Origin of the sequence: Leifsonia sp. NPDC058194, from assembly GCF_042883605.1 — a bacterium.
In the GTDB taxonomy this organism is placed as follows: Bacteria; Actinomycetota; Actinomycetes; order Actinomycetales; family Microbacteriaceae; genus Leifsonia.
Genome location: NZ_JBHVVL010000007.1, coordinates 159,801 through 181,399, shown reverse-complemented (window position 1 = coordinate 181,399; position 21,599 = coordinate 159,801). Strand labels below are relative to the sequence as shown.

The following is a 21,599-nucleotide window of genomic DNA, read 5'->3' as shown; positions in this document are numbered from 1 at the left end:
AAGTTAACCATGAACGAGAACAGCACCGGCGACGCCCGGGAGATGCTCGACCTCATCGATGGTCAGCAGCAGCGCGTCGACCGCGGATTGCGCCTCCCCGTCGTGTGGCTCTACTCCATCTGGGCGTTCGCCTGGCTGGTGGGGTTCCTCGCCCTCTACCTCGCCGTGCTCGGCGTCTTCGACCCCGTCGCCGCCGGCATCGTTTTCGGTGTGCTGATCGTGGCCTCCATCGTCGCCTCCGGAGTGATCGGATCGCGGATCGGCCGCGGCCTGCGCGGGCAGTCCCAGTTCGCGGGAACGGTCTACGGCATCTCGTGGTCGGTGTGCTCGGTGGCGTTCGCGCTGCTCGGCGGCGGCCTCCTGCAGCAAGGGATGCCGGACGACCTCGCGGGCATCTACTACCCGAGCGCCTACGCCCTGATGTGCGGCACGCTGTACCTCGCCGGCGCCGCGCTCTGGCACGACCGCGTGCAGCTCGTCCTCGGGCTCGCGCTGCTGGTCGTCGGCTCCATCGCGCCGTTCCTCGGTCTCGGCCCGAACCTCCTGCTCATGGCCATCGCGGGCGCCGTCGTTTTCGGCTCCGGAGCGGTCATCACGGCCCGCTCGCTGCGACGGTGACGGGCGTGGACGAACTCGATCCGGTCATCCACGCTGCAGCGCGGCTGAAGATCACGGCCACCCTCGCCACGGTCCCCGACGACGGCAGCATGTCCTTCCCGCGGCTCCAGGAGCTGCTCGACCTGACCGCGGGCAACCTCGCCACGCACCTGCGCAAACTGGAGGACGCCGGGTACATCGCGGTCGAGAAGACGCACCGCGGACGCGTGCCCGTGACGTACCTCGCGCTGACCACCACGGGGCGCCGGGCGTTCGAAGACTACACAGCGGCACTTCGCAGCATCCTGGGCGGTTGAATGGGGTAGGTTTCCCTCACCCGGTCCTTGTCAAAGACGATGAAGGAGACCACCCCATGTCCCACGGCTTCGCCACCATGTCCGTCGCGAGCATCCTCGCCGAGACGGCGCACCGCAGCCCCGAGAGCGTCGCGCTCATCTTCAACGGGGCGGAGATCAGCTACGGCGACCTGTGGGAGCAGACCCGGCGCTACGCCGGTGCGCTGCGCGACCGGGGCATCGGCCCGGACGACCGGGTCGCGCTGATGATCCCGAACGTCCCCGACTTCCCGCGCGTCTACTACGGCGCCCTGGCGCTCGGAGCCACGGTCGTGCCGATCCACGCCCTGCTGAAGGCGGAGGAGATCGCCTACGTGCTGCGCGACTCGGGCGCGGCGCTGCTGGTCTGCGCGGCCCCGCTTCTCGGCGAGGGGGCGAAGGGAGCGGCGCTCGCCGGCATCCCGGTGCTGTCGGTGCTGGTGCCGGACGACATGGCCGAGCAGCTGCCCTTCCCGCGGCTCGAGGTGGAGGCCGCAGCGGCCGACCCCGTGACCACCTACGTCCCGCGCGACCCGCTGGACACGGCGACGATCCTGTACACCAGCGGCACTACGGGCAAGCCCAAGGGTGCGGAAGGCTGCCACTTCTCGCTGATCGAGCAGGTGAACGTGCTCCTGGCGGGGACGCTCGACATCGAGCCGAGCGACCGGATCCTCGGCTGCCTGCCGCTCTTCCACACGTTCGGCCAGACCTGCGTGATGAACATGGGCTTCCGCGCGGGCGCGACGGTCGTGCTCGTGCCCAAGTTCGACCCCGCCACGGCGCTGCGGCTGCTCAACGAGCACGGCTGTACGATCATGACCGGCGTGCCGACCATGTACATCGCGCTGCTGGAGGCCGCCAAGACGAACCCCGAGCGGCCGCCGCTGCGCTACGGCATGAGCGGCGGCGCGGCCATCCCCGTCGCCGTCATCGAGCGGATGAAGGAGGTCTACGGCATCGACGTCCACGAAGGCTACGGCCTCACCGAGACCTCGCCCGTCGCCTCCTTCAACCACCGCGGCCGCCCGACCCGGGTCGGGACCGTCGGCACGCCCATCTGGGGCGTGGACGTCGAGATCGCGGACGCCGAGGTCGACGACAGCATCCACCTGCTGCCGCGCGGCGAACTGGGCGAGATCGTCGTCCGCGGGCACAACCTGATGAAGGGGTACCTCAACCTGCCCGAAGCGAACGCGGAGGCCGTGGTCGACGGCTGGTTCCGCACCGGCGACCTCGGCACCAAGAGCGACGACGACTACATCACGATCGTCGACCGCAAGAAGGACATGATCGTCCGCAACGGCTACAACGTGTACCCGCGCGAGGTGGAGGAGGTGCTGTCCACCCATCCCGCGGTCGCGATGGTCGCCGTGTTCGGGGTCGCGCACGACACCCACGGCCAAGAGGTCATGGCGGCGGTCACCCTGATGCCCGGCACCGAGACCACCGGCGACGAACTCGTCGCCTTCGCCCAGGAGCACGTCGCCGCGTACAAGTTCCCGCGCCGCGTGGAGATCCTGGAGGCGCTCCCGCTCGGACCGAGCGGCAAGGTGCTCAAGCGCGAGCTGGTCGCGCGCTACGAGGCCGCCGCGACAGTGTGAGGTATCTGGGCGCCGTGAGGCATCAGGACGCCGTGTCCATCGTCCGCAGCCGCACCGAGGAGTGCAGGTAGAACGCGGCGAGGAGCGCGTAGCAGACGCACGCCACCGTCGGGATGAACGAGTTCTCCGGGCGGCTGGCGAGCGCTCCGACGCACGAGACGAACGCCGCAGCCGCCAGGCCGCCGCCGATCCAGAAACCGGCGGCGGGCCGTGCGGTCGCACGCCACCACGAGCGGGGGTCCTCACGGTTCTCCCCGGCACCGCGGAAGACGCGAACACCGAACCCGACGTAGAGCAGGTTGAGGACGGCCACGATCAGCACGTCGAGCGTCGCATCGACGAGCCGCTGGAACAGGAACACGTTCAACGCGAGCAGCAGGCCGTAGCCGCCGATGATGTAGGCGACCTTGCCGGTGACCGTGGTGATCCTCAACCTCACGGGGAGAGCCTATCCGCCGAGCGTCAGTTGACCTCGTCGGGGTGGGCGCTGACCCGTCCCTCGCGCTCGAGGCCGGTGATCGCGGCGACCTCGGCGGCGGTGAGCTCGAAGTCGAAGACGTCGAAGTTCTCGGCCATCCGCTCGCGGCGGTTCGACTTCGGGAACACGATGTTGCCGGTCTGCAGGTGCCAGCGGATGACGACCTGGGCCGGGGTCTTGCCGTGGGCCTCGGCGGCGCCGGCGACCTCGGGAAGCTCGAACAGCGGGTACTTGCCCTGGCCGAGCGGGCCCCAGGCCTCGATCTCGATGCCGTGCTCGCGCGCGAAGGCCGTCACAGACGGCTGCTGGTGCGCCGGGTGCAGCTCGATCTGGTTCACGGCCGGCACGATGTCCGTGTTCGCGAGCAGCTTCTCCAGGTGCGGCACGAGGAAGTTCGAGACCCCGATCGCCTTCGCGCGACCCGACGCGTAGATGGTCTCGAGGGACTTCCACGCCTCGACGAAGGTGTCCTTCTGCGGGGTCGGCCAGTGGATGAGGTACAGGTCGACGTAGTCGAGGCCGAGCTTGTCGAGCGACTCGTCGAATGCGGCCTGCGCGTCCGTCTGGCGGTCGTTCCAGAGCTTCGTGGTGACGAACAGCTCGTCGCGGGCGATGCCGGAGGCGGCGAGGGCGTCGCCCACACCCTTCTCGTTGCCGTAGATCGCGGCGGTGTCGATGTGGCGGTAGCCGACCTCGAGCGCATCCGTGACGATCCGCGTCGTCTCGGCCGGGTCGACCTTGAAGACGCCGAAGCCCAGCTGCGGGATGGTGGTTCCGTTGTTGAGGGTCAGGGTCGGAGTATTTGCGTTTGCAACCATATCGTCAACGCTACCAGGCACCCCGGGCACGGCACCCGGTCGTAAGGTGTGCCCATGGCGAATCGGCTGCAGGACGCGATCAGCCCCTACCTGCGTGCGCACGCGGACAATCCCGTCGACTGGTGGCCGTGGGGCGCGGACGCGTTCGCCGAGGCCCGGCGGCGCGACGTCCCCGTGCTCCTCTCGATCGGATACGCGACCTGCCACTGGTGTCATGTGATGGCCCGTGAGAGCTTCTCGGACCCCGCGCTCGCCGCCGAGCTCAACGCACGGTTCGTGCCGGTCAAGGTCGACAGGGAGGAGCATCCCGAGGTGGATGCGGCCTATCTCTCGGCCGCGAGCGCCTTCACCGACAACCTCGGCTGGCCGCTCACCGTCTTCGCCACCTCGACCGGCCGCGCGTTCTTCGCGGGCACCTACTTCCCGCCGGAGCCGACCGGCGGCCGCGCCTCCTTCCGGCAGGTGCTCGACGCCGTCGCCGGGGCTTGGGAGCAGCGCCGCGACCAGGTCGAGACCGATGCCGGCCGGGTCGCGGCGGCGCTCGCCGCGGCCTCCGCGGCCGCGACCACGGTGCACGACCTGCCTCAGGACGGCGAACTCGACGCCGCCGTGGGACTGCTGGCCCACGCGGAGGACGAGCTGTTCGGCGGCTTCGGGACGGCGCCGAAGTTCCCGGTGGCGCCGGTGCTCGGCTTCCTGCTCGCCCGGCCGGCGGGGCGGCCGCTCGCCCACCGGACGCTGAGGCGGATGGCGGAGTCGCCGTTGCGCGATCCCGTCGACGGCGGGTTCTTCCGCTACGCGACCCGGCGCGACTGGAGCGAACCGCACTACGAACGCATGCTGTACGACAACGCGCTGCTGCTCGACGCGTACGCGACGGCCTGGCAGCAGACGTCCGAGGGCTGGGCGGAGCGCACCGCCGACGGGATCGCGGCGTTCCTCCTCGGCGTGCTGCGGCGCACCGGGGGCGGTTTCGCGTCGGCGCAGGACTCCGAGAGCGTCATCGACGGCGCGCGCGTCGAGGGCGAGTACTACCGGCGACCGGCAGCGGAGCGCGCGCAGCTGGATGCGCCCGCGGTCGACGCGAAGGTGCTGACCGGATGGAACGGCCTGGCGATCGGTGCGCTCGCCCGTGCGGCCCGCATCCTGAACCGGCCCGCCTGGATCGTCGCGGCGCACGAGGCGGCCGCGCTGCTGCTCGAGCGGCACCGGCGGCCCGACGGCACCCTCCTGCGCGTGTCGCTGGGCGAACGGCTCTCCGAGGCCGAGGCGACACTGGAGGACTACGGCGCCCTGTCGGCCGGACTGCTGGAGCTGTCGCTCGCATCGGGGGATGTCGGGCCGGCGGTCGCCGCCCGCGACCTCGTCGACCTGTGCCTCGCCTCGCCGGGGGCATCGGCCGGCCCCGCGTGCCCGTTCGAGGTTCCGGGTGGCGGCGACCCCGTGCTCGCCGCCACCGGCCTGGCCGTGCGGGTCGACCCGTCCGAGGGCGCCTACCCCTCCGGGCTCTCCGCGATGGCGGGTGCGGCGCACACGCTCTTCCTGCTCACGGGGGAGCGACGGTACGAGCGCGCGGCGCGCGAAGGGATGCGGCTGGTCGCCGGGCAGGCGGTGCACACCCCGACCGGTTTCGGCGCCGCACTGGCGCTGATGTCCCGCCTCGACGCCGACGCCGTGCAGCTGGTGGCGGTGCTCCCGGCGGGGGAGGATGCGGGTGCGCATCCGTCCGGGCCGGCCGATCCGGAGGGACTGCTGCGGGCGGTCCGCAGCCATCCCGCCGCCGTCGTCGCACTCGTCGACGACCCCGGGGCCGCGGCGTTCACCGCCGAGGGGTTCGAGCTCTTCGCGGGCCGCACCTCGCGCGACGGCCTGCCCACCGCGTATCTGTGCCGCGACTTCGTCTGCCGCCTGCCCGCCACGACGCCCGGGGCCCTGGTCGTCTGAGCGCCCCGGACCTGGGCAGCGTTCTCGCGGCGGCGCCCGCTATGCGCGCTCGAGCTTGTCGAGCATGCCCCACACGGCCTCGCTCAGCTCGGGATGCTCCAGCGCGATGCGGCGCAGCACTCCGTACTCGAACCGGGTGAAGATCTCGCGGCCCGCGGCGGGATGGTGCGCGCGCGCCTGCTGCTCGCCCAGGTCGAAGGCCTCGATGGCGCCGGCGCGCAGCGCGATGACCACCTGCTCGTCGACGCTCGGGAGGTCCGGGATGAAGTGCCAGGGATCCTCGCCCGCGCGGCAGCGGTGCTCGATGATCGCGGAGAGCTCATCGCGCGCCTGCTGGCGCAGCACTTCGATGCTCCGGGGTACGTGTTCTGTCACGGGCGACCTCCCTCCGCTGACGGTGGATCCGGCCTCGTCGCCGGAACGGTGGGTTCAGCCTAGACGGCGCTGCCGACGCTCGCGAATCGGGGCGTAACGACGTGTCTACCGCGCGGGTGGGGGCCGGGCCGCTCAGTCCGTGCGGGCGAGGAGGTACGCGTTCAGGTCGGCCGTGAGCTCGGCGTCGACCGGGTAGTCGCGGTCGTCGAGTGCGGTGATCGGGGCGGCCTGCCGCACGCTCGACACCAGCCACAGGGCGTCGGCGTCGCGCAGCTCGTCGGAGGTGATGCGGCGGTACTCGGTCGGATAGCCGCGCTCCTCGAAGAAGGCGAACACGGCCGCCTGAGTGGTGCCGGCGAGGATGCCCTGGTCGGTCTGCGGGGTGCGCACGACGCCGTCGGAGAGCAGGATCACGTTCGAGGTCGGCCCCTCCAGCGCGTAGCCGTCGGAGCTGAGGAAGATGACGTCGTCGGCGCCGCGGCGGGCAGCCTCGCGTCCGGCCGCCCGGTTCGTCGCATACGATAGGGTCTTGGCACCGGCGAGGAGCCAGGGCGAGGTCTCGGCGACATCGTGCCGGTAGCCACGGTCGAGCGTGACGACGCGGATACCCAGGCGCTGGCGGGAGAAGTCCTCGCCCTCGTCCACGAAGATCCAGCCGCTGGGCCGGCCCTCGCCCTCGATGCCGCGCGTGAGGATGAGCTTGGCGAACAGCTCTCCGTCGCCGCCGTTGCGAGAACGGTAGTCGTCGACGCCGGCGAGCACCGCGGCACGCCACACGTCCGCATCCGGCGCGGGGAGGTCCAGGAGCGCCGCCGAGTGCGCGAGCCGCTCCAAGTGCGGTTCGAGCGCCTGCGGGTGGCCGCCGATGACCGCGACCGTCTCGAAGACGCCGTCTCCGCGCGTGATGCCGAGGTCGGTGATGTGCACCTGCGGGGCGCCGAAGTCGGCCAGCGCGAAGCCCGGGTCGCCCGCGGCGCGGGTCGCGGCCGTGTCGGAGACGGTCGGTGCGGTCAGGGTCAGCAGGGTGGCGCGAGTCATGCATCCATTGTCCACCGCCCGGCCCCGCTGCACAGTGCCGCGCTCCCGCGCGTGCGGCGGCGCGGTCCGAACCACACGCCGTGTGCCGCGTCGCGGGACGTTTGCGCCGCGTCGCCGCACCGCGGACGTCCCGGGGCGGCGCAGTCGCTACCGCAGACGTCCCGGGAGGCCGCAGTCCGGGCGCGCCCCGCGCGCCCGGTGCGCGTGAGGCAGTCAGGTCGTCTGGCGGATGCGGAAGCCGTCGTCTCCGTCGGGGGCCGCGTCGCTCACGTCGAGCGCGTGCACCTCGGAGCCGGGAGGGCCCTGCCGCAGCCACGCGAGCATCCGGTCGATCGCGTCGGCATCGCCCTCGACCTCCACCTCGACACTGCCGTCGGCGCGGTTGCGCGCCCAGCCGGCGACGCCCAGGGCCTGCGCCTGCTCGCGTGTCGCCCAGCGGAAGCCCACGCCCTGCACCATCCCGGTCACGATCGCTCGTCTGCGGATCACACGCCCATTCTGCTCCCTGCTTGAATGGTCCGGTGAGCTCACCCGCCGACCGCGCCGCATCCATCGCCGCACTCCGATCCGACCTGACCGGGGCGGGATTCGCCGTCGCGGCTCTGACCGACCTCTGGGGCGAGGAGGCTGCGGAGGCGTTGCATCGCGGTCAGCGCGTGCCCGCCGAACGCGCACTCGGCCGGCTGCAGGAGTCGGCGCTCTCGACGCTCGCGCGCCTGTTCGTGCTCGGTCGCGCCGTGCCCGCCGACGCGGCGCGATCGGCTCTGCCCGCCCTCGGGACCGACGGCGCGGCGGCTCTCGGCCTGCTGCGCCGCGAAGGCGGCGTCGTCGCTCCGGCGGTCGACCTGCGCCCGTACGCGTTCGTCGACGCCCTCGGGCCGGCCGAATGGTGGATCGTGTCGGACCTCGGCGAGCTGGCGCTCGGCCACGCGCTGCCGGAGGACCACGTGCTCGGGGTGGGAGGCGCCTCCATGACGCTCAGCGGGCTCATGCTGCAGCGGCCCGCGCGCTGGGCGCTCGACCTCGGGACGGGGTGCGGCATCCAAGCGCTCCACGCGCGCCGCCACGCCGACCGGGTCGTCGCGACCGACATCTCGCCGCGTGCCCTCAAGCTCGCCGCGCTGAACGCCGAGCTCAACGGGGTGGACGGCATCGAGTTCCGGCTGGGCAGCATGTTCGAGCCCGTCGCCGGGGAGCGGTTCGACCACATCGTGTCCAATCCGCCGTTCGTGATCACCCCGCGCGTCGACGGGGTGCCGGCCTACGAGTACCGCGACGGCGGGATGGTCGGCGACGCGCTCGTCGAGGCGTTCGTCGCCGGATGCGGCGAGCACCTGGAGCCCGGAGGCGTCGCCCAGCTGCTGGGCAACTGGGAGTACCACGGCTACGCCGACGCCCTCGACCGGGTGCGCGGCTGGATCGACGGTTCGGCGACGCCGCTCGACGCCTGGGTGATCGAGCGCGACACCGAGGACGCCCCCGGCTACGCGGAGACCTGGATCCGCGACGGCGGGACCCGTCCGGGCACCCCGGCGTTCGACGAGCTGCTCGGCGCGTGGCTCGACGACTTCGAGGCGCGCGGCGTGCGGCAGGTCGGCTTCGGCTACCTGCTGCTGCGCCGGGCCGAGGGCGTTCCGACGCTGCGGCGGTTCGAGCGCATCCACGGCTCGCTCGGGGCGATCGAGGCCGGGCTGGGCGTCGCTCTCGATGCGGCGCTCGCTGCTCACGACCTGCAGACCGCGCTCGACGACGACACCCTCGGGACCCTCCGCCTCTCCGTCGCCGGCGACGTCACGGAGGAGCGCCACCTCTGGCCGGGGTCGGATGCTCCGACCGCGATCCTACTGCGCCAGGGCGGCGGGTTCGGCCGCACCGTCTCCGCCGACACCGGCCTCGCCGCCCTCGTCGGCGCGAGCGACGGGGAACTCAGCGTCGCCGCGATCGTCGGTGCGCTCGCCCAGCTGCTGGAGGTCGACGAGGACGCCCTGCGCGCCGACCTGCTCCCGGCGGTGCGCGGGATGCTGGTCGACGGGCTCCTCAGCGTGCCGCCGCAGGACTGAGGCTCAGCCCGCCGCTTTCTCCAACAGGGCGGCGATGATCTTCTCGTCGGCCGGTGTCAGCTCGACGACGGCGAACGCCGTCGCCCACATGGTGCCCTCGTCCAGCTGCGCCGGATCGTTGAAGCCGATGGTCGAGTAGCGTGCCTTGAACTTCGTGGCGGGCTGGAAGAAGACGATGTTCCTGCCGCCCTTGGCGTAGGCCGGCATCCCGTACCAGGTCTTCGGTACGAGCGAGGGCGCGTACTCGGCGACGAGATCGTGGAAGCGGCGGGCGATGACCTGCTCTTCCGGCGTCATCTCGGCGATCTTCGCCTGGACCTCGGCCGCATCGGCGGCGGCCTGCTCCTCTTTCGAGAGCTTCTTCGACGCGCGCTTGGCCTTGATCTCCTGGGCGCGCTCCTTCATGGCGGCGCGCTCCTCGGCGGTGAAGCCGTCGTCGTCGGACTGTGCGGGGCTCATGGCGTTCCTCCTGTGGTCTCTGGTGAGCCCAGCCTCCCGCATCCGAGCGCGCGCCGCTTCTCGGATCCTGCTCACCACCTCCACATCGTGACGGGTCAGGCGCCGAAGGCGGCGCGACGGAAGCCGCGGGCGCGGTGCTCGTCGGGCAGGTACGGCCCGTTGCCGAAGATCTTCTCGCGCAGAGTGCCCTCGCGATACTCGGACTGCATGATCCCGCGGCGCTGGAGTTCGGGCGTCACGTGGTCGACGAAGTCCTCGAACGAGCCCGGGGAGACGACGTACTGCACGTTCATCCCGTCGACTCCGGCGTCCTGCCAGGCCTCGACGTGGTCCGCGATCTGCTCGGGAGTGCCGACGACGCGCAGGTTGCCGAACCAGCGGACGAGCTCGCCGATCGTGTAGTCCGGTCGCGGGGACATCCCGATGAGCTTGCCGACGATGCCCTCCTGGCCCTCAGGCCGTTTCGCGATCTCGCTGATCGGCTCCTTCGGGTCGAGCTGTCCGAAGTCGTAGCCGAGGAACACGCTCTGCTTGGCGAGGTTGGCGTCGATGCTCTGGAAGTCGGTGATCTCTTCGTGGAGCCGCTTCGCCTCCTCCTCGGTGCTGCCGACGACGAAGCCCAGGATGCCGAACAGCTTGACATCCTGCGCCCGCCGCCCATGGCGCACGGCGGCGGCGCGCACGTCGGCGACGACGGGTGCGGCCTCCGCCGGGCTGAGCGCGTTGATGAACAGCCCTTCGGCGTTGCGGCCCGCGAAGTCGCGGCCGCGCGGCGAGACCCCGGCCTGGATCAGGAACGGGGTGCGCTGGGGGGACGGCTCGGTGAGGTGCGGGCCGACCACGTCGTAGAACGGGCCGACGTGGTTGATCTCGTGCACCTTCGCCGGGTCGGAGTACTGCTTGCGCACGAGGTCGCGCACGACGGCGTCATCCTCCCAGCTGGCCTCCCACAGCTTGTAGACCACGTCGACGAAGTCGTCGGCGCGGGCATAGCGGTCCTCGTGCTCGGGCAGGCCGGCGAGGCCGAGGTTGCGGCCGGCGCCGGGCAGGAACGTCGTGACGATGTTCCACGCGATGCGGCCGCGCGTCAGGTGGTCGAGCGTCGACATCTTGCGGGCGAACGCGTACGGCGGCTCCTGCAGGATGTTCTGGGTGAGCACGAAGCCGAGGTTCTCGGTCGCGTAGGCCAGCGCCGGGATGAGCTCGCCGGGGTCGTTGATCGGGAACTGCATGCCGCTGTAGACGGCGCGCTCCCGCGAGTTCTCGAAGGCCTCGTACGGCGCGAGCACGTCGGCGAAGAACAGGGTGTCGAAGCGGCCCCGCTCCAGCAGACGGGCGATGTCGGCCCAGTAGTCGACCGAGTTGTAGTCGAGCTGCTTGCTGCCCGGCCACGCCCACATCCCCTGGTCGTGGTGCGAGACGGAGAAGATGTTGAAGGCGTTGAAGATCATCCGCTGACGGTCGGTCATGGTCAGGCCACCTGCTCGTTCTCCGCGGGGGTCTCGACGACGCCCAGCACCTCTTTGCCGATCTCGCCGGCGAGCACCTCGGTCGAGTACGCCATGAGCTGGCCGGCCTGGGCGTTGCGCAGGTGGCGCTGGATGGGCGACTGCTTCAGGTAGCCGGAGGCGCCGCCGACGCGCACGCCGAGTTGTGCGACCTCCACCGCGATCTTGTTCGCCAGGTACTTCGAGCGCGACAGGTTCGGGAAGAACTCGGGCCGCCCCGCGTCCGCCTCGGCGAGCGTGCGCTGGAAGAAGGCGTGCACCGCCTCGAGCCGCGACTGCGCGTCGGCCACCTCGTGCTGGATCCACTGCTGGTGCGAGAGCGGCTTGCCGAGGATGGACCGGTTCTTGGCGTGATCGACGAGCGCGGCGAGGGCCGCGTCGGCGATGCCGAGCGAGATCGCGGGGAGGCCGGCCGGCACCGCGGCGAAGTCGCCCGGCCCGGGCGCGCGGCCGCGGTGCTCCTCGCTCAGGAGGGTGTCGCTGAACGACAGGAGCTGGCTCCGGGTCGCGCGCAGCCCGAGCGTGTCCCAGATCGGGATGATCGAGACGGTCTCGTCGGGGATCACGGCGAAGAAGGTGGGGGCGTCGTCGACGAGCGCGTTGACGAGCAGGTAGTCGGCGATCTCGCTGCCGGAGACGAACCGCTTGGCGCCGTCGAGCAGCCAGCCGCCCTCGGTCGGCCGAGCCGCCTGCTGGGGGTTGAGGAAGCGGTTGCCGCTGGTCGGCTCCGAGAGCGCGTTGGCGAAGCGCTTGCCGGCGAGGAACTCGTCGGCGAAGAAGGAGCCCTTCTTCTCGCGGGTGAGCTCGGCGAGTCCGACCCCCGCGCCGGTGTGCATCGTCACGATGGTGGCGATCGACGGGTCGGCGGCGGCGAGCACGCGCACGACTTCGCCGAAGGCCTGATAGCTGAGACCGTCGCCGCCGAGATGCTCCGGGAGCGTCGCGCGGCTGAGGCCCGCCGCGTGCAGCGCGGTGAGGCTGCCGACCGCGATCTCCGCGCGCTCGTCGTGCCCGGCGGCCTCGGTCTCGAAGCCGGCGGCGAGCGCGCCGACCCTCTCGAGCAGGGCGCGCTCGGCGTCGGGGATGTCGTGCAGGCTGGTCGGGGCGGTCATCGGGCTCCTTCGGGCTCGGGGGCGGTTTCGGGGGTCGGCGGTGCGGGGACAGCGGGGGCCGCGGGGGCGGAGTCCCGGTGGACGACGCGGCTCCGCCGCCAGACGCGGCGGGAGACCACGCAGAGCACGACGAGGGTCGCCAGGTACGGGAGCGCCTGGAACAGCTCGACCGGCAGACCCAGACTCTGGGTCTGCGCGAGCAGCGCGAGCGAGTTGAAGAACGAGAAGAGCAGCGCGCCGGCGATCAGGCCGAACGGGGTGCGACGGCCGATGATCACGACGGCGAGGGCGACGAAGCCGGCGCCTCCGGTCATGCCGGGGGAGAACGTCCCGATGCTCGCCAGGGGGACGGTGGCTCCGGCGAGTCCGGCGAAGCCTCCCGCGATCACGGCGGCGCCGAGGCGGAACCGCACCGGCGAGATGCCGCGGGTGCGGGCCACCCCTTCGTCGTCGCCGACCGCGCGCAGCCGCAGCCCGAAGCGGGTGTGGTCGAGCACGAGCCAGGCGAGGACGACGAGCACGATGGAGAGGTAGAAGAAGACGCCGGCCTGCGCGAGGCCGGGGCCGATCACCGGGACGGCCTCGAGCAGGGGGAGGTGCAGCGGAGGCTGCGTCTGCACGGTCTGGTTCGTCGCGCCCGCCGGGTTGACCGCCTGGTAGAGGAAGACGCTGAGCCCGGCGCCGAGCAGCCCGATCGCGATGCCGACGATGACGATGTCGGCTTTGGCGATCGCGGAGGCGACGCCCATCAGTGCACCGAGGAGGAGCCCGGAGAGGATGCCGGCGAGCACACCGGTCCAGACGCCGCCGAGGTGCGATCCGAGCACACCGAAGACCGCGCCGACGAGCATCATGCCCTCGATGCCGACGTTGAACCCGCCGGTGCGCTCGAGGAAGATCTCGCCGAGTCCGGCGATGACGATGGGCGCGCAGAGGGCCAGGGCGCCGGCGAGGACGACGGTCCAGAAGTCGATCGGGCTCATGCCGCGACCTCCGTCTTCGCCGCGATCGTGTCGGCCTTCTCCCGGCGGCTGAGCTGGAGGGCCGCCAGGGCGAGGGCGGCGGTCAGCAGCAGGATGCCCTGGGTGACGGTGCCGATGGCGGTGGGGGTCGTGCCGGTGGCGATCTGGACGCCTGCGGCTCCGGTGCCCAGGGCGGCGTAGACGATGGCGGCGATCGCGATGCCGATCGGGTTGCCCCGCCCGAGCACGGCGACGGCGAGGCCCGCGAAGCCGATCCCTCCCGAGACGGACGGCTCGAGGCGCTGGGTCACTCCGGCGACCTGCATCCAGCCGGCGAGGCCCGCGGCGGCGCCCGACACGAGGAGCGCGGTGAGCACGGCGGACCGCGGTGTCAGACCGAGCCGCGCGGCCAGCACGGGCCGCGACCCGTAGACCTCGAGCACGAACGCGTTCCGCGTGCGCGACCACCACCACGCGCCGACCAGGATCAGCGCGACGATGACGATGCCGACGTGGATGCGGCCGGAGACCGGGAGCTGCGGCAGCTGCGAGGGCAGCGGGAGGGGCGGCGACTGCGGGCTCGCATTGGTCTCCGGATCGCGCAGCGCGGTCCGCAGCAGATACGTCAGCAGCGAGACGGCGAGGTAGTTGGCGAGCAGGGTGAACAGGATCTCGTTGACGTTCCAGCGGATCTTGGCGACGGCGGCCGGGAGCGCCCAGAGCATGCCGCCCACGACGCCCGCCACGGCGCCGAGCGGCAGGGCGACGGCGGGGCTGGCGTCCGGGCCGAGCAGCAGGGCGACCACCGTGGAGAGGATCGCGCCGACGATCAGCTGCCCCTCCGCGCCGACCGTGACGACGCCCGCGCGCAGCGCCACGGAGACACCGATCGCGACCAGCGCGAGCGGGGTGGCGTTGGAGAGGGTCTGGGTGAGGTTGTAGCCGTCGCCGAATGCGCCGGTGAACCACCCGCCGAGGGCGGCTCCGAGGTCGCCGCCGGTGGCGACGACGAGCACGAGTACGACGGCGAAGCCGGCCACGACGTAGAGCGCGGCGATCAGCTGCCCGCGGCGGCGGAGCAGCCAGGCGGCGAGGCCGGTCATGCGCCGGCCTCCGCGCCGAGACCGGCCATGCCGCGCCCGATGCGGGCGCTGTCGAAGTCGGCGGCGTCGAGGCTGTCCACGATGCGTCCCTTCGAGAGGATGAGGATGCGGTCCGCGAGGTCGCGGATCTCGTCGGTGTCGGCACTGACCAGCAGCACCGCGGTGCCGGCTGCTGCTGCAGCCCGCACTTCGCCGCGGATCACGGCGCTGGCGTGCAGGTCGAGTCCCTGGGTGGGCCCGTGCAGGACGGCGACGGCGGGTGCGCCGTCCAGCTCCCGGCCGACCAGGAGCTTCTGCTGGTTGCCGCCCGAGAGGGCGCGTGCCGGGAGGTCGGGGTCGCGCGGTCGCACGTCGTGCCGTTCGAGCAGGGCGGAGGTGAACGCGCGCACGGCACGTGCGTCGATGCGGCCGCGGCGCAGGAAGCGCCCGTGGAGGCCGAGCGTGCGCAGCACGGCGGAGCGCGTCAGCGGCGCATCGGGGAGGAGGGCGTCGATGCGGACCTCTGGCACGTACGCGAGACCGGCCTGCGCGGCCCGGTCGGGGCGGCCGGCGACCGGCGCCCCGTCGACCTCCACCGTGCCCGAGCGCAGCCGGAGGATGCCGGCGGCCGCCTCCGCGAGGGCGGTCTGCCCGTTGCCGGCCACCCCCAGCACGCCGACGACTTCGCCGCCGCGCACGCTCAGGCTGATGCGGTCGATCCCCGTCCCCGGCGTGCCGGTCGACGCATCCCGCAGCTGAAGGCGGGCCTCGCCGGCGATGCTGTGCTCGCGGCGGGGCACGGGAGGGACGCTCCCGACCATCGCCCGCACGAGGTCTTCGTCCGAGACGTCGTCGACGGGGGAGGAGAGGGTGACGTGGCCGTGCGACAGCACGGTCACGGTGTCGGCGACGAGACGCACCTCGTCGAGCCGGTGGGTGATCAGCAGCACAGCGTAGCCCGCGGACGCGAGCGAGCGCACGCGGTCGAAGAGGGCGGCGGTCTCGAACGGGCCGAGCGCCGAAGTCGGCTCGTCGAGGAGCAGGATGCGCGCGCCCTGGGCCAGTGCGATGGCGAGTTCCCCGAGCTGGCGCTGCGCGAGGCCGAGCTCGCGCACGCGCACGTCGGGCTCGATGGCGAGCCCCGCCGAGCCCGCGGCCTCCCGCAGCAGCCGGGCGGCGCGACCGCGCCGGGCGAGTCGTTCCGGCTGCCCGAGGATGAGGTTCTCCGCGAGGGTGAGCTCGGGGATCAGGCTGAGCTGCTGCGGCACGAGACCGATCCCGTGGCGGATCGACGAGGCGCGCCCGGAGAAGACCACGGCCTCGCCGTCCACCGTCACCGTGCCCGCGGTCGGCTGCTCCAGACCGGCGAGGATCTTGAGGGCCGTGGACTTGCCCGCGCCGTTCTCGCCGACGAGGGCGTGGATGCTGCCGGGCTGCACGGTCAGGTCGACGGCATGCAGCACCTGGGCGCCTCCGTACGACTTGGAGGCGCCCAGGAGGGCGAGGGAGGTGGTCATCGCGTGGCTGCGGTCTGCCTGGTCGTCAGCCGATGGCCGGGATGGTGACCTCGCCGCTGGCGAGCTTCTTGGCGAGCTCGTCCACCTGCGCGGCGATGTCGGTGGGCAGGTCGGGTGCCGCGTCGACGGCGTTGATGTCGGCGAAGATCAGGCCCTTGTTGGCGATGGTGGAGGTGTAGCTGTGCTTTCCGAAGTCGCCCTTCTTCAGGTGGCCCACGATCTCCTCGAGGGTCGGGGTGAAGTCGAGCTTCACCAGGCCGACGTTGACGGACTTCGCGTCGGACGACGACGTGCTGGAGGCGCCGAGGGTCGCGATGCCGCCCGCCTTCGCCGCGGAGAGGACGCCCGAGGTGTAGCCCTCGGCGCCGGTGACGATCAGCTTGGCGCCCGCCGCGATCTGGGCCTTGGCGGCCTGGTTCGCGAGCGTCGGGTCCTCCCAGCTGCCGGTGAAGATCGGCTTGAGCTCGGTGGCGGCCGGGTTGGCGGCCTTCAGGCCGACCGAGAGCGCCTTGTACGAGGTCTCGTTGAACGGAGCGAGCTGGCCGTCGACGACGCCGATGGGGGAGAGGCCGGTCTTGCCCGCGACCCAGCCGGTCAGGTAGCCCTGCTGGTCGCTGGCGTAGGTCCAGGTCTCGACGTTGGCCGTGGCCTTGTCCAGGATGTCGGCGGAGCCGGTGGCGACGAAGTGCGCCTTCGGCAGCTCCTTCGCGACGGTGAACACCGAGTTGCTGAAGTCGAGGCCCCAGCCGATGATCAGGTCGTAGCCCTGCGACGCGTACTGGCGGAAGGCGGCCTCGGCGTCGGACGAGCTGGTCACGGACTCGCGGATCTGGGCGGTGATCTCGCCCTTCTTCTCGAGGGCGTGGGCCGCGTCGGCGGCGTACTGGTTGAAGCCGCCGTCGTTGGCCAGTCCGCCGAGCACGACGGCGACCTTGGGCTTGTCCGCGGCGGCGGAGGTGGAGTCGGCGGTGGCGCCGGAGGAGCAGGCGGCGAGCACGGCGACGACGGGCACGGCGAGGAGCGGGGCGAGCAGGGAGCGCAGCTTCATGGCGGGTGGGCCTTTCGGGGGTGGCGGAACGGCGAAGTCGCGGACGGGGTGCGGTGCAACTTGTCGATAAGTGTGCACGGGCGCCCGTCGGCAGCGCGACGTCGGCCGTAACGAAACGCCACAGTCGCCGGATCAGCGGGTCAGAGCGCGTCCCACGGCGGGCGCACGGAGCGCACGAAGGAGTAGCGGACGACCTCGGGGAGGTGGTGCTCGAAGGCGTAGAAGAGCCGTCGTCCGCTGACCGAGACGCCGATGAGCTCGAACGTGAGCACCGGCGTCCCCTCGGGCCGGCCGAGCCGTTCGGCATCGGCTCCCGCGAGGGCGGCCGCCCCCGGCGTCGCGACCTCCCACACCAGGGATTCGCCCCACGCCTGGGCGACCGCGGTGAACACGGACTCGTCCAGGTCGCGCTCCGTGTCGTCCGGGAGCAGCAGGTACCCGGACGCGAGCATGGCGGGTTCGCCGTCGGCGCGCCACCGCTTGACGCTGCGCAGCGCGGGATGCCCGGCCTCCACGTCGAGGAGGGCGGCGATGTGCTCCGGCAGCGCGACGACCGCGGACTCCAGCACCTCGACGCCCGCCTGGTAGCCCATCCGGGACAGCAGCACGGTGTGCTCGAACTGATCCTCCAGCCGGACGCTCATCCGCAGCCCGACGTGGTCGACGGTCGTCGCCGCGCCCTGCCGGCGGCGCAGGATGCCCTGGCGCTCGAGCTCGGCGAGCGCGTTGCGCAGCTGCTGCCGGGTGCAGCCGAGTCGCGCCGTCAACTCCAGTTCGCCCGGCAGCGGGGCGTTCGCCGCGGCGGCCTCGCGCACCTCGCGCAACAGCTCGTTGTGCAGGCGCCTGTCGTCCGCTCGGTCGGTCACAGTCACCGAACCTAGCGGGCGTCGAGAGCGGCGGCCAGCTCGTCCGTCATCCGGCGCTTCGTGTCGTCGTCGGCGAACGAGGCCGCGATCGACGCCACCGCGAAGCCGGCCAGGTCGTCGCGATCGAGCCCGAACGCCTCGGCGCAGACGGCCCAGTCGGTCTCGAGCGTCGTCCCGAGCAGTCCGGGGTCGTCCGTGTTGACGGTCACGATCACACCCGCGTCCCGCAGGGTGAGGAGCGGGTGCTGCGCCCAGTCGTCGTAGATCCCGAGCACGATGTTCGAGCGCGGGCACACCCCGACCGGGATCTGCTCGTCGGCCAGTCGCTGCACGAGCGCCGGGTCCTCCGCCGAACGGATCCCGTGGTCGATGCGCTCGGCGTGCAGGAGGTCGAGGGCGTCCCGCACTCCTTCGGGCCCGCTGGACTCGCCGGCGTGGACGGTGCGGTGCAGCCCGGCGTCCCGGGCGCGCGCGAACGCGTCCGCGAACCGGGCGGAGACACGGCCCGAGTCGCGCTCGTCGCCGTCGATCGACAGCGCCACCACATGCCGTGGGCGGGCGGTCGCCAGCCACTCCGCGGCCTCGCGGCCCTCGCCGGCGGTCTGCTGGCGGAGCAGCGAGTAGGCGAGCCGGACGGGTGCCAGGCCGTCCTGCTCCGCCTCGTCGATCCCGGCCGCGAGTGCGTCGAAGAGAGCCGGGATGCGTCCCTCCCATGCGCTCCAGTGCGTCGGGTTGATGATCGCGTCCGTGTAGCCGATGCCCGACGCGGTCTGCCGCGCGGCGAAGGTGTAGGCGTGCCGCGCCGCCTGCTCCGCGGTTCGCACGAGCCCGCACTCCCAGTCGAGGAAGCGCAGGAACGCCCCGAGATCGCCGGCGCCGCCGGAGTCGTGGTGGGTCGTGAGGTCGAAGAGGGTGGCCGCCGGTCCTGGCAGAGGCTCGCCCGCCGCCTTCGCGAGATCGAGCAGGTCGACCAGCCCGAAGTGGCCTTCGAGGTGCACGTGCACCTCGGCCTTGGGCAGGGCGCGGATCCAGGACTCGTCGATGCGCGCGGCGCGAGCCGTCCGCTCGATCTCGGGTAGGACGGAGGTCATCGGCGCGGGGCGTCCTTTCGCGGGGCGGAGCGTGCCGACTCTAACCGTCGCGCCGGCTTGTTGACAAGTCGGCGCACGAGGCTGCTGCTATCGCCCGCCCTCGCGCTTGCGGTGCCGCTGCGCCACCGCCTTCTCGCCGTAGGGGTAGACCTCTGCGCGTGGCGCGCTCGCGTCGTCCAGGGCGCGGCGCAGGTCGTCCGGGAGCACGACGTCGGCGGCGCCGAGGGTGTCGTCGAGCTGCTCGACCGTCCGTGCGCCGAGGATGACCGACGTGACGGCAGGGCGGTCCGCCAGCCAGCGGAGCGCGACCTGCGACGGGCTGGCGCCGACCTCGGATGCGACGCTCGCGACCGCGTCCACGACCTCCCACGTGCGCGGGTCGGCGTTGCGCGCATCCCACGCCTCCATCCCACGCGTGGGGTTCTCGGCCAGCCGGGTGGCGCCCGTCGGCGACTGGTCGCGCCGGTACTTGCCGCTGAGCCAGCCGCCGGCGAGCGGCGACCAGGGGAGCAGGCCCAGGCCGGCGTCGAGCGCGGCGGGCACGATCTCGTGCTCGATGCCGCGGACCAGGAGGTTGTACTGCGGCTGCAGGGTGACCGGCGGCGCCCAGCCGTGCTCGGCCGCGAGCCGCGCGGCCTTCGTCAGCTGCCAGCCGAGGTAGTTCGAGAACCCGTAGTACGAGATCTTCCCGGCCGACACGGCGTCGTCGAGGAAGCGCAGGGTCTCCTCCACCGGGGTCAGCCCGTCCCACGCGTGCAGTTGGTAGAGGTCGATGTGCTCGACGCCGAGGCGGCGCAGGGAGTCGTCCAGGGCGCGGCGCAGGTGGGTGCGGGAGAGGCCGAGGTCGTTCGGGCCGGCACCCATGGGGAAGCGGCCCTTGGTGGCGAGCACGATCCCGTCGCGGCGGCCGCCCTGTGCGAGCCAGCGTCCGATGATCGACTCCGAGACTCCCGAGCTGTAGACGTCGGCCGTGTCGACGAACGTGCCGCCGCCGTCGAGGTAGCGCTCCAGGATGGCGTACGACGTCGGTTCGTCGGCCTCCGCGCCGAACGTCATCGTGCCGAGGGCCAGTTCCGAGACCATGGTCCCGCTGTTTCCGAGGTTGCGAAGTTCCATACCCGCGAAGCTAGCCCCGAGCGGTCCCGTCGCCTACCGTTCGGAGGGATGAAGCTGCTCCTGATCTCCGACACCCACGTCCCGAAGCGGGCCAGGGCACTGCCCGGGCAGGTCCTCGCCGCCGTCGAGGAGGCCGACGTCGTCGTGCACGCCGGCGACTGGGTCGACACGGCCACACTGGACCTGCTCGAGGACCGCTCCCGGCGGCTCGTCGGCGTCTGGGGCAACAACGACGGGCCCGGGCTGCGCGCGCGACTGCCCGAGGTCGCGCGGGTGGAACTCGGCGGGCTGCGGTTCGCAGTCGTGCACGAGACCGGGCCAGCGGCGGGGCGGGAGGCTCGGGCCGACCGGGACTTCCCTGACGCGGACGTGCTGGTCTTCGGGCACTCCCACATCCCGTGGGACACGGAGTCGCCGGGCGGGCTGCGCCTCCTGAACCCGGGCTCGCCCACGGACCGCCGGCGGCAGCCGGAGTGCACCTACCTCACGGCGACGGTGGCGGAGGGCGCCATGCTGGATGTCCGACTCGTCCCCGTCACACGGGCTTCGGCACGACCGTGAGCACGCGCTCGATGTACTCGAAGAACGAGACCATGAAGCTGCGGAGGAAGGCCTCGGTGCCCTCGTTCGTCACGGTGCCGTCCTCCTCGATCAGCCCGGGCTTCAGCTGCAGGTAGGCCTCCGGCGCGTTCATCTGCGGCGCCTGCAGGAAGCTGAGGACGCTGCGCAGCTGCTGCTGCGCGACGGCCGTCCCGATCGCACCGGTCGAGGCCCCGATGACGGCGGTCGCCTTGCGCGCGATGACGTTCTCGCCGTGCGGCCTGCTCGCCCAGTCGATCGCGTTCTTGAGCGCCCCGGGAATGGAGCGGTTGTACTCCGGGGTCACGAAGAGCAGGGCCTCCTGCGCGGCGATGGCGGCCTTGAACTCCAGGGCGGAGGCGGGGAAGTCGCCGTCGAGGTCGCGATTGTAGAGCGGGAGGCCGCCGATCGGGATCTCGGTGAACTCCAGCTCGGTCGGGGCGAGGCGGATGAGGGCGCGCGCGAGGCGGCGGTTGATCGACTGCGTGGAGAGGCTGCCCACGAAGTAGCCGACCCGGTAGGGCGGTTGCAGCACGTTGATCGTTGCCATGCCGCCAGACTGCACCCGGTCCCCGCCGAGCGGAAGCCCGGAATAGGGCATCTGCCCGATGCTCGCCCGATGCCTTAGCGAGCAGTCTGAGGTGGTCGGAAAGAACGAGAGGGATGGATCGATGCAACTGCTCGAAGAGTATGTGACCGCACGGGTCAACGCCGCGGAGGACGCACGACGCCTGGCCGAGCGCGAGCTGCTGCGGCAGGTGCGCGAGCGCGGGGTCGTCGTGCGGTGGCGCGAGGCCGCCGAGGCCCGCCGGGTCGTGCACCGCTCGCGTCGCGCTAGTCGTGTGAGCGATGCGGACGCCGTCGTCGCCGAGCCCGACGCGGGGGCGCGGCCGGACGCCGGGACCACCCCGGAGGCGCCCGCACGCGAGCTCGCGCGCACCGGCCGGTGAGCCGCATTCCGCCCTCCGCAGAACGTCCGGGAGGCGGGCTGCCGATGTCGGTGGCGCGTG

General features: G+C 72.2%; 23 protein-coding genes. 7 read left to right on the top strand and 16 right to left on the bottom strand.

Going from position 1 to position 21,599, the window contains the following annotated elements; translation table 11 throughout:
* The first annotated feature begins 9 nt into the window (after window positions 1–9).
* From ACFVU2_RS20905 to ACFVU2_RS20895, 3 genes are read left to right on the top strand one after another with little or no spacing between them, the layout of a single operon-like run.
* Window positions 10–618 (top strand): hypothetical protein, encoded by a 609-nt coding sequence (locus ACFVU2_RS20905; RefSeq protein ID WP_025158552.1) that lies wholly within the window; start codon window positions 10–12, stop codon window positions 616–618.
* A gap of 5 nt (window positions 619–623) precedes the next feature.
* Complete coding sequence (locus ACFVU2_RS20900; protein WP_387878579.1) at window positions 624–914, top strand: transcriptional regulator; 291 nt, start codon at window positions 624–626, stop codon at window positions 912–914.
* A 56-nt stretch (window positions 915–970) separates the two neighbouring features.
* Complete coding sequence (locus tag ACFVU2_RS20895; protein WP_387878576.1) at window positions 971–2,536, top strand: long-chain fatty acid--CoA ligase; 1,566 nt, start codon at window positions 971–973, stop codon at window positions 2,534–2,536.
* A gap of 22 nt (window positions 2,537–2,558) precedes the next feature.
* Here the strand turns inward: ACFVU2_RS20895 and ACFVU2_RS20890 are convergent, their stop codons facing one another.
* Both ACFVU2_RS20890 and ACFVU2_RS20885 read right to left on the bottom strand, forming a co-directional pair.
* Complete coding sequence (locus tag ACFVU2_RS20890; protein WP_387878573.1) at window positions 2,559–2,975, bottom strand: hypothetical protein; 417 nt, start codon at window positions 2,973–2,975, stop codon at window positions 2,559–2,561.
* A gap of 23 nt (window positions 2,976–2,998) precedes the next feature.
* Window positions 2,999–3,832 carry an aldo/keto reductase gene (locus ACFVU2_RS20885; RefSeq protein WP_387878571.1) on the bottom strand — a complete coding sequence of 278 codons (834 nt, stop codon included), beginning with the start codon at window positions 3,830–3,832 and terminating at the stop codon, window positions 2,999–3,001.
* Window positions 3,833–3,886: 54 nt separating this feature from the next.
* Between ACFVU2_RS20885 and ACFVU2_RS20880 the strand changes: the two genes are divergently transcribed.
* Window positions 3,887–5,776, top strand: a complete 1,890-nt coding sequence (locus ACFVU2_RS20880) for a thioredoxin domain-containing protein (RefSeq protein WP_387878568.1) — start codon at window positions 3,887–3,889, stop codon at window positions 5,774–5,776.
* A gap of 39 nt (window positions 5,777–5,815) precedes the next feature.
* Here the strand turns inward: ACFVU2_RS20880 and ACFVU2_RS20875 are convergent, their stop codons facing one another.
* From ACFVU2_RS20875 to ACFVU2_RS20865, 3 genes are all read right to left on the bottom strand, one after another.
* Window positions 5,816–6,151 carry a hypothetical protein gene (locus ACFVU2_RS20875; protein ID WP_387878566.1) on the bottom strand — a complete coding sequence of 112 codons (336 nt, stop codon included), beginning with the start codon at window positions 6,149–6,151 and terminating at the stop codon, window positions 5,816–5,818.
* Window positions 6,152–6,283: 132 nt separating this feature from the next.
* The gene (locus ACFVU2_RS20870; protein WP_387878563.1) at window positions 6,284–7,189 is read right to left on the bottom strand and encodes an aminodeoxychorismate lyase; all 906 of its coding nucleotides are present in this window, start codon (window positions 7,187–7,189) and stop codon (window positions 6,284–6,286) included.
* A gap of 213 nt (window positions 7,190–7,402) precedes the next feature.
* Entirely contained in the window at window positions 7,403–7,678 is a 276-nt protein-coding gene (locus tag ACFVU2_RS20865; RefSeq protein ID WP_387878560.1) for an acylphosphatase, read from the bottom strand.
* Window positions 7,679–7,710: 32 nt separating this feature from the next.
* Between ACFVU2_RS20865 and ACFVU2_RS20860 the strand changes: the two genes are divergently transcribed.
* On the top strand, window positions 7,711–9,249 hold the full coding sequence (locus ACFVU2_RS20860; RefSeq protein ID WP_387878557.1) for a methyltransferase: 1,539 nt from the start codon (window positions 7,711–7,713) through the stop codon (window positions 9,247–9,249).
* A gap of 3 nt (window positions 9,250–9,252) precedes the next feature.
* On the opposite strand, the gene ACFVU2_RS20855 is transcribed toward ACFVU2_RS20860, so the two are convergent.
* The 10 genes from ACFVU2_RS20855 to ACFVU2_RS20810 all read right to left on the bottom strand — a co-directional run bounded on the left by ACFVU2_RS20855 (window position 9,253) and on the right by ACFVU2_RS20810 (window position 20,010).
* Complete coding sequence (locus ACFVU2_RS20855) at window positions 9,253–9,708, bottom strand: iron chaperone (protein WP_387878555.1); 456 nt, start codon at window positions 9,706–9,708, stop codon at window positions 9,253–9,255.
* 95 nt (window positions 9,709–9,803) lie between these two features.
* Entirely contained in the window at window positions 9,804–11,177 is a 1,374-nt protein-coding gene (locus ACFVU2_RS20850) for an NtaA/DmoA family FMN-dependent monooxygenase (protein ID WP_387878552.1), read from the bottom strand.
* 2 nt (window positions 11,178–11,179) lie between these two features.
* Window positions 11,180–12,328, bottom strand: coding sequence for an acyl-CoA dehydrogenase family protein (locus ACFVU2_RS20845; RefSeq protein ID WP_387878549.1), 1,149 nt, complete (start codon window positions 12,326–12,328; stop codon window positions 11,180–11,182).
* A complete protein-coding gene (locus ACFVU2_RS20840; RefSeq protein WP_387878546.1) occupies window positions 12,325–13,311 on the bottom strand; it encodes an ABC transporter permease in 987 nt (328 codons plus the stop codon). Before ACFVU2_RS20840 ends, ACFVU2_RS20845 begins: the two co-directional genes overlap by 4 nt.
* The gene (locus ACFVU2_RS20835; protein WP_387878543.1) at window positions 13,308–14,393 is read right to left on the bottom strand and encodes an ABC transporter permease; all 1,086 of its coding nucleotides are present in this window, start codon (window positions 14,391–14,393) and stop codon (window positions 13,308–13,310) included. The genes ACFVU2_RS20840 and ACFVU2_RS20835 overlap by 4 nt, the downstream gene beginning before the upstream one ends.
* Window positions 14,390–15,889, bottom strand: coding sequence for an ATP-binding cassette domain-containing protein (locus ACFVU2_RS20830; RefSeq protein ID WP_387878539.1), 1,500 nt, complete (start codon window positions 15,887–15,889; stop codon window positions 14,390–14,392). The genes ACFVU2_RS20835 and ACFVU2_RS20830 overlap by 4 nt, the downstream gene beginning before the upstream one ends.
* A gap of 25 nt (window positions 15,890–15,914) precedes the next feature.
* Window positions 15,915–16,937, bottom strand: coding sequence for a BMP family ABC transporter substrate-binding protein (locus ACFVU2_RS20825; RefSeq protein ID WP_387878536.1), 1,023 nt, complete (start codon window positions 16,935–16,937; stop codon window positions 15,915–15,917).
* 140 nt (window positions 16,938–17,077) lie between these two features.
* Complete coding sequence (locus ACFVU2_RS20820; protein WP_387878533.1) at window positions 17,078–17,803, bottom strand: GntR family transcriptional regulator; 726 nt, start codon at window positions 17,801–17,803, stop codon at window positions 17,078–17,080.
* A gap of 11 nt (window positions 17,804–17,814) precedes the next feature.
* Window positions 17,815–18,894, bottom strand: coding sequence for an adenosine deaminase (gene add, locus ACFVU2_RS20815; protein ID WP_387878531.1), 1,080 nt, complete (start codon window positions 18,892–18,894; stop codon window positions 17,815–17,817).
* Between the two features lie 87 nt (window positions 18,895–18,981).
* Window positions 18,982–20,010, bottom strand: a complete 1,029-nt coding sequence (locus tag ACFVU2_RS20810; protein ID WP_387878528.1) for an aldo/keto reductase — start codon at window positions 20,008–20,010, stop codon at window positions 18,982–18,984.
* A 48-nt stretch (window positions 20,011–20,058) separates the two neighbouring features.
* Between ACFVU2_RS20810 and ACFVU2_RS20805 the strand changes: the two genes are divergently transcribed.
* Window positions 20,059–20,571, top strand: a complete 513-nt coding sequence (locus tag ACFVU2_RS20805) for a metallophosphoesterase family protein (RefSeq protein WP_387878525.1) — start codon at window positions 20,059–20,061, stop codon at window positions 20,569–20,571.
* Here ACFVU2_RS20805 and ACFVU2_RS20800 read toward each other — a convergent pair.
* Window positions 20,546–21,139: an NADPH-dependent FMN reductase gene (locus tag ACFVU2_RS20800; protein WP_387878523.1), complete on the bottom strand. Its 594-nt coding sequence runs from the start codon at window positions 21,137–21,139 to the stop codon at window positions 20,546–20,548. The genes ACFVU2_RS20805 and ACFVU2_RS20800 overlap by 26 nt on opposite strands.
* A gap of 121 nt (window positions 21,140–21,260) precedes the next feature.
* Here ACFVU2_RS20800 and ACFVU2_RS20795 point away from each other — a divergent pair, with 121 nt between their 5' ends.
* Window positions 21,261–21,539, top strand: a complete 279-nt coding sequence (locus ACFVU2_RS20795) for a hypothetical protein (protein ID WP_387878520.1) — start codon at window positions 21,261–21,263, stop codon at window positions 21,537–21,539.
* Window positions 21,540–21,599 lie beyond the last annotated feature (60 nt).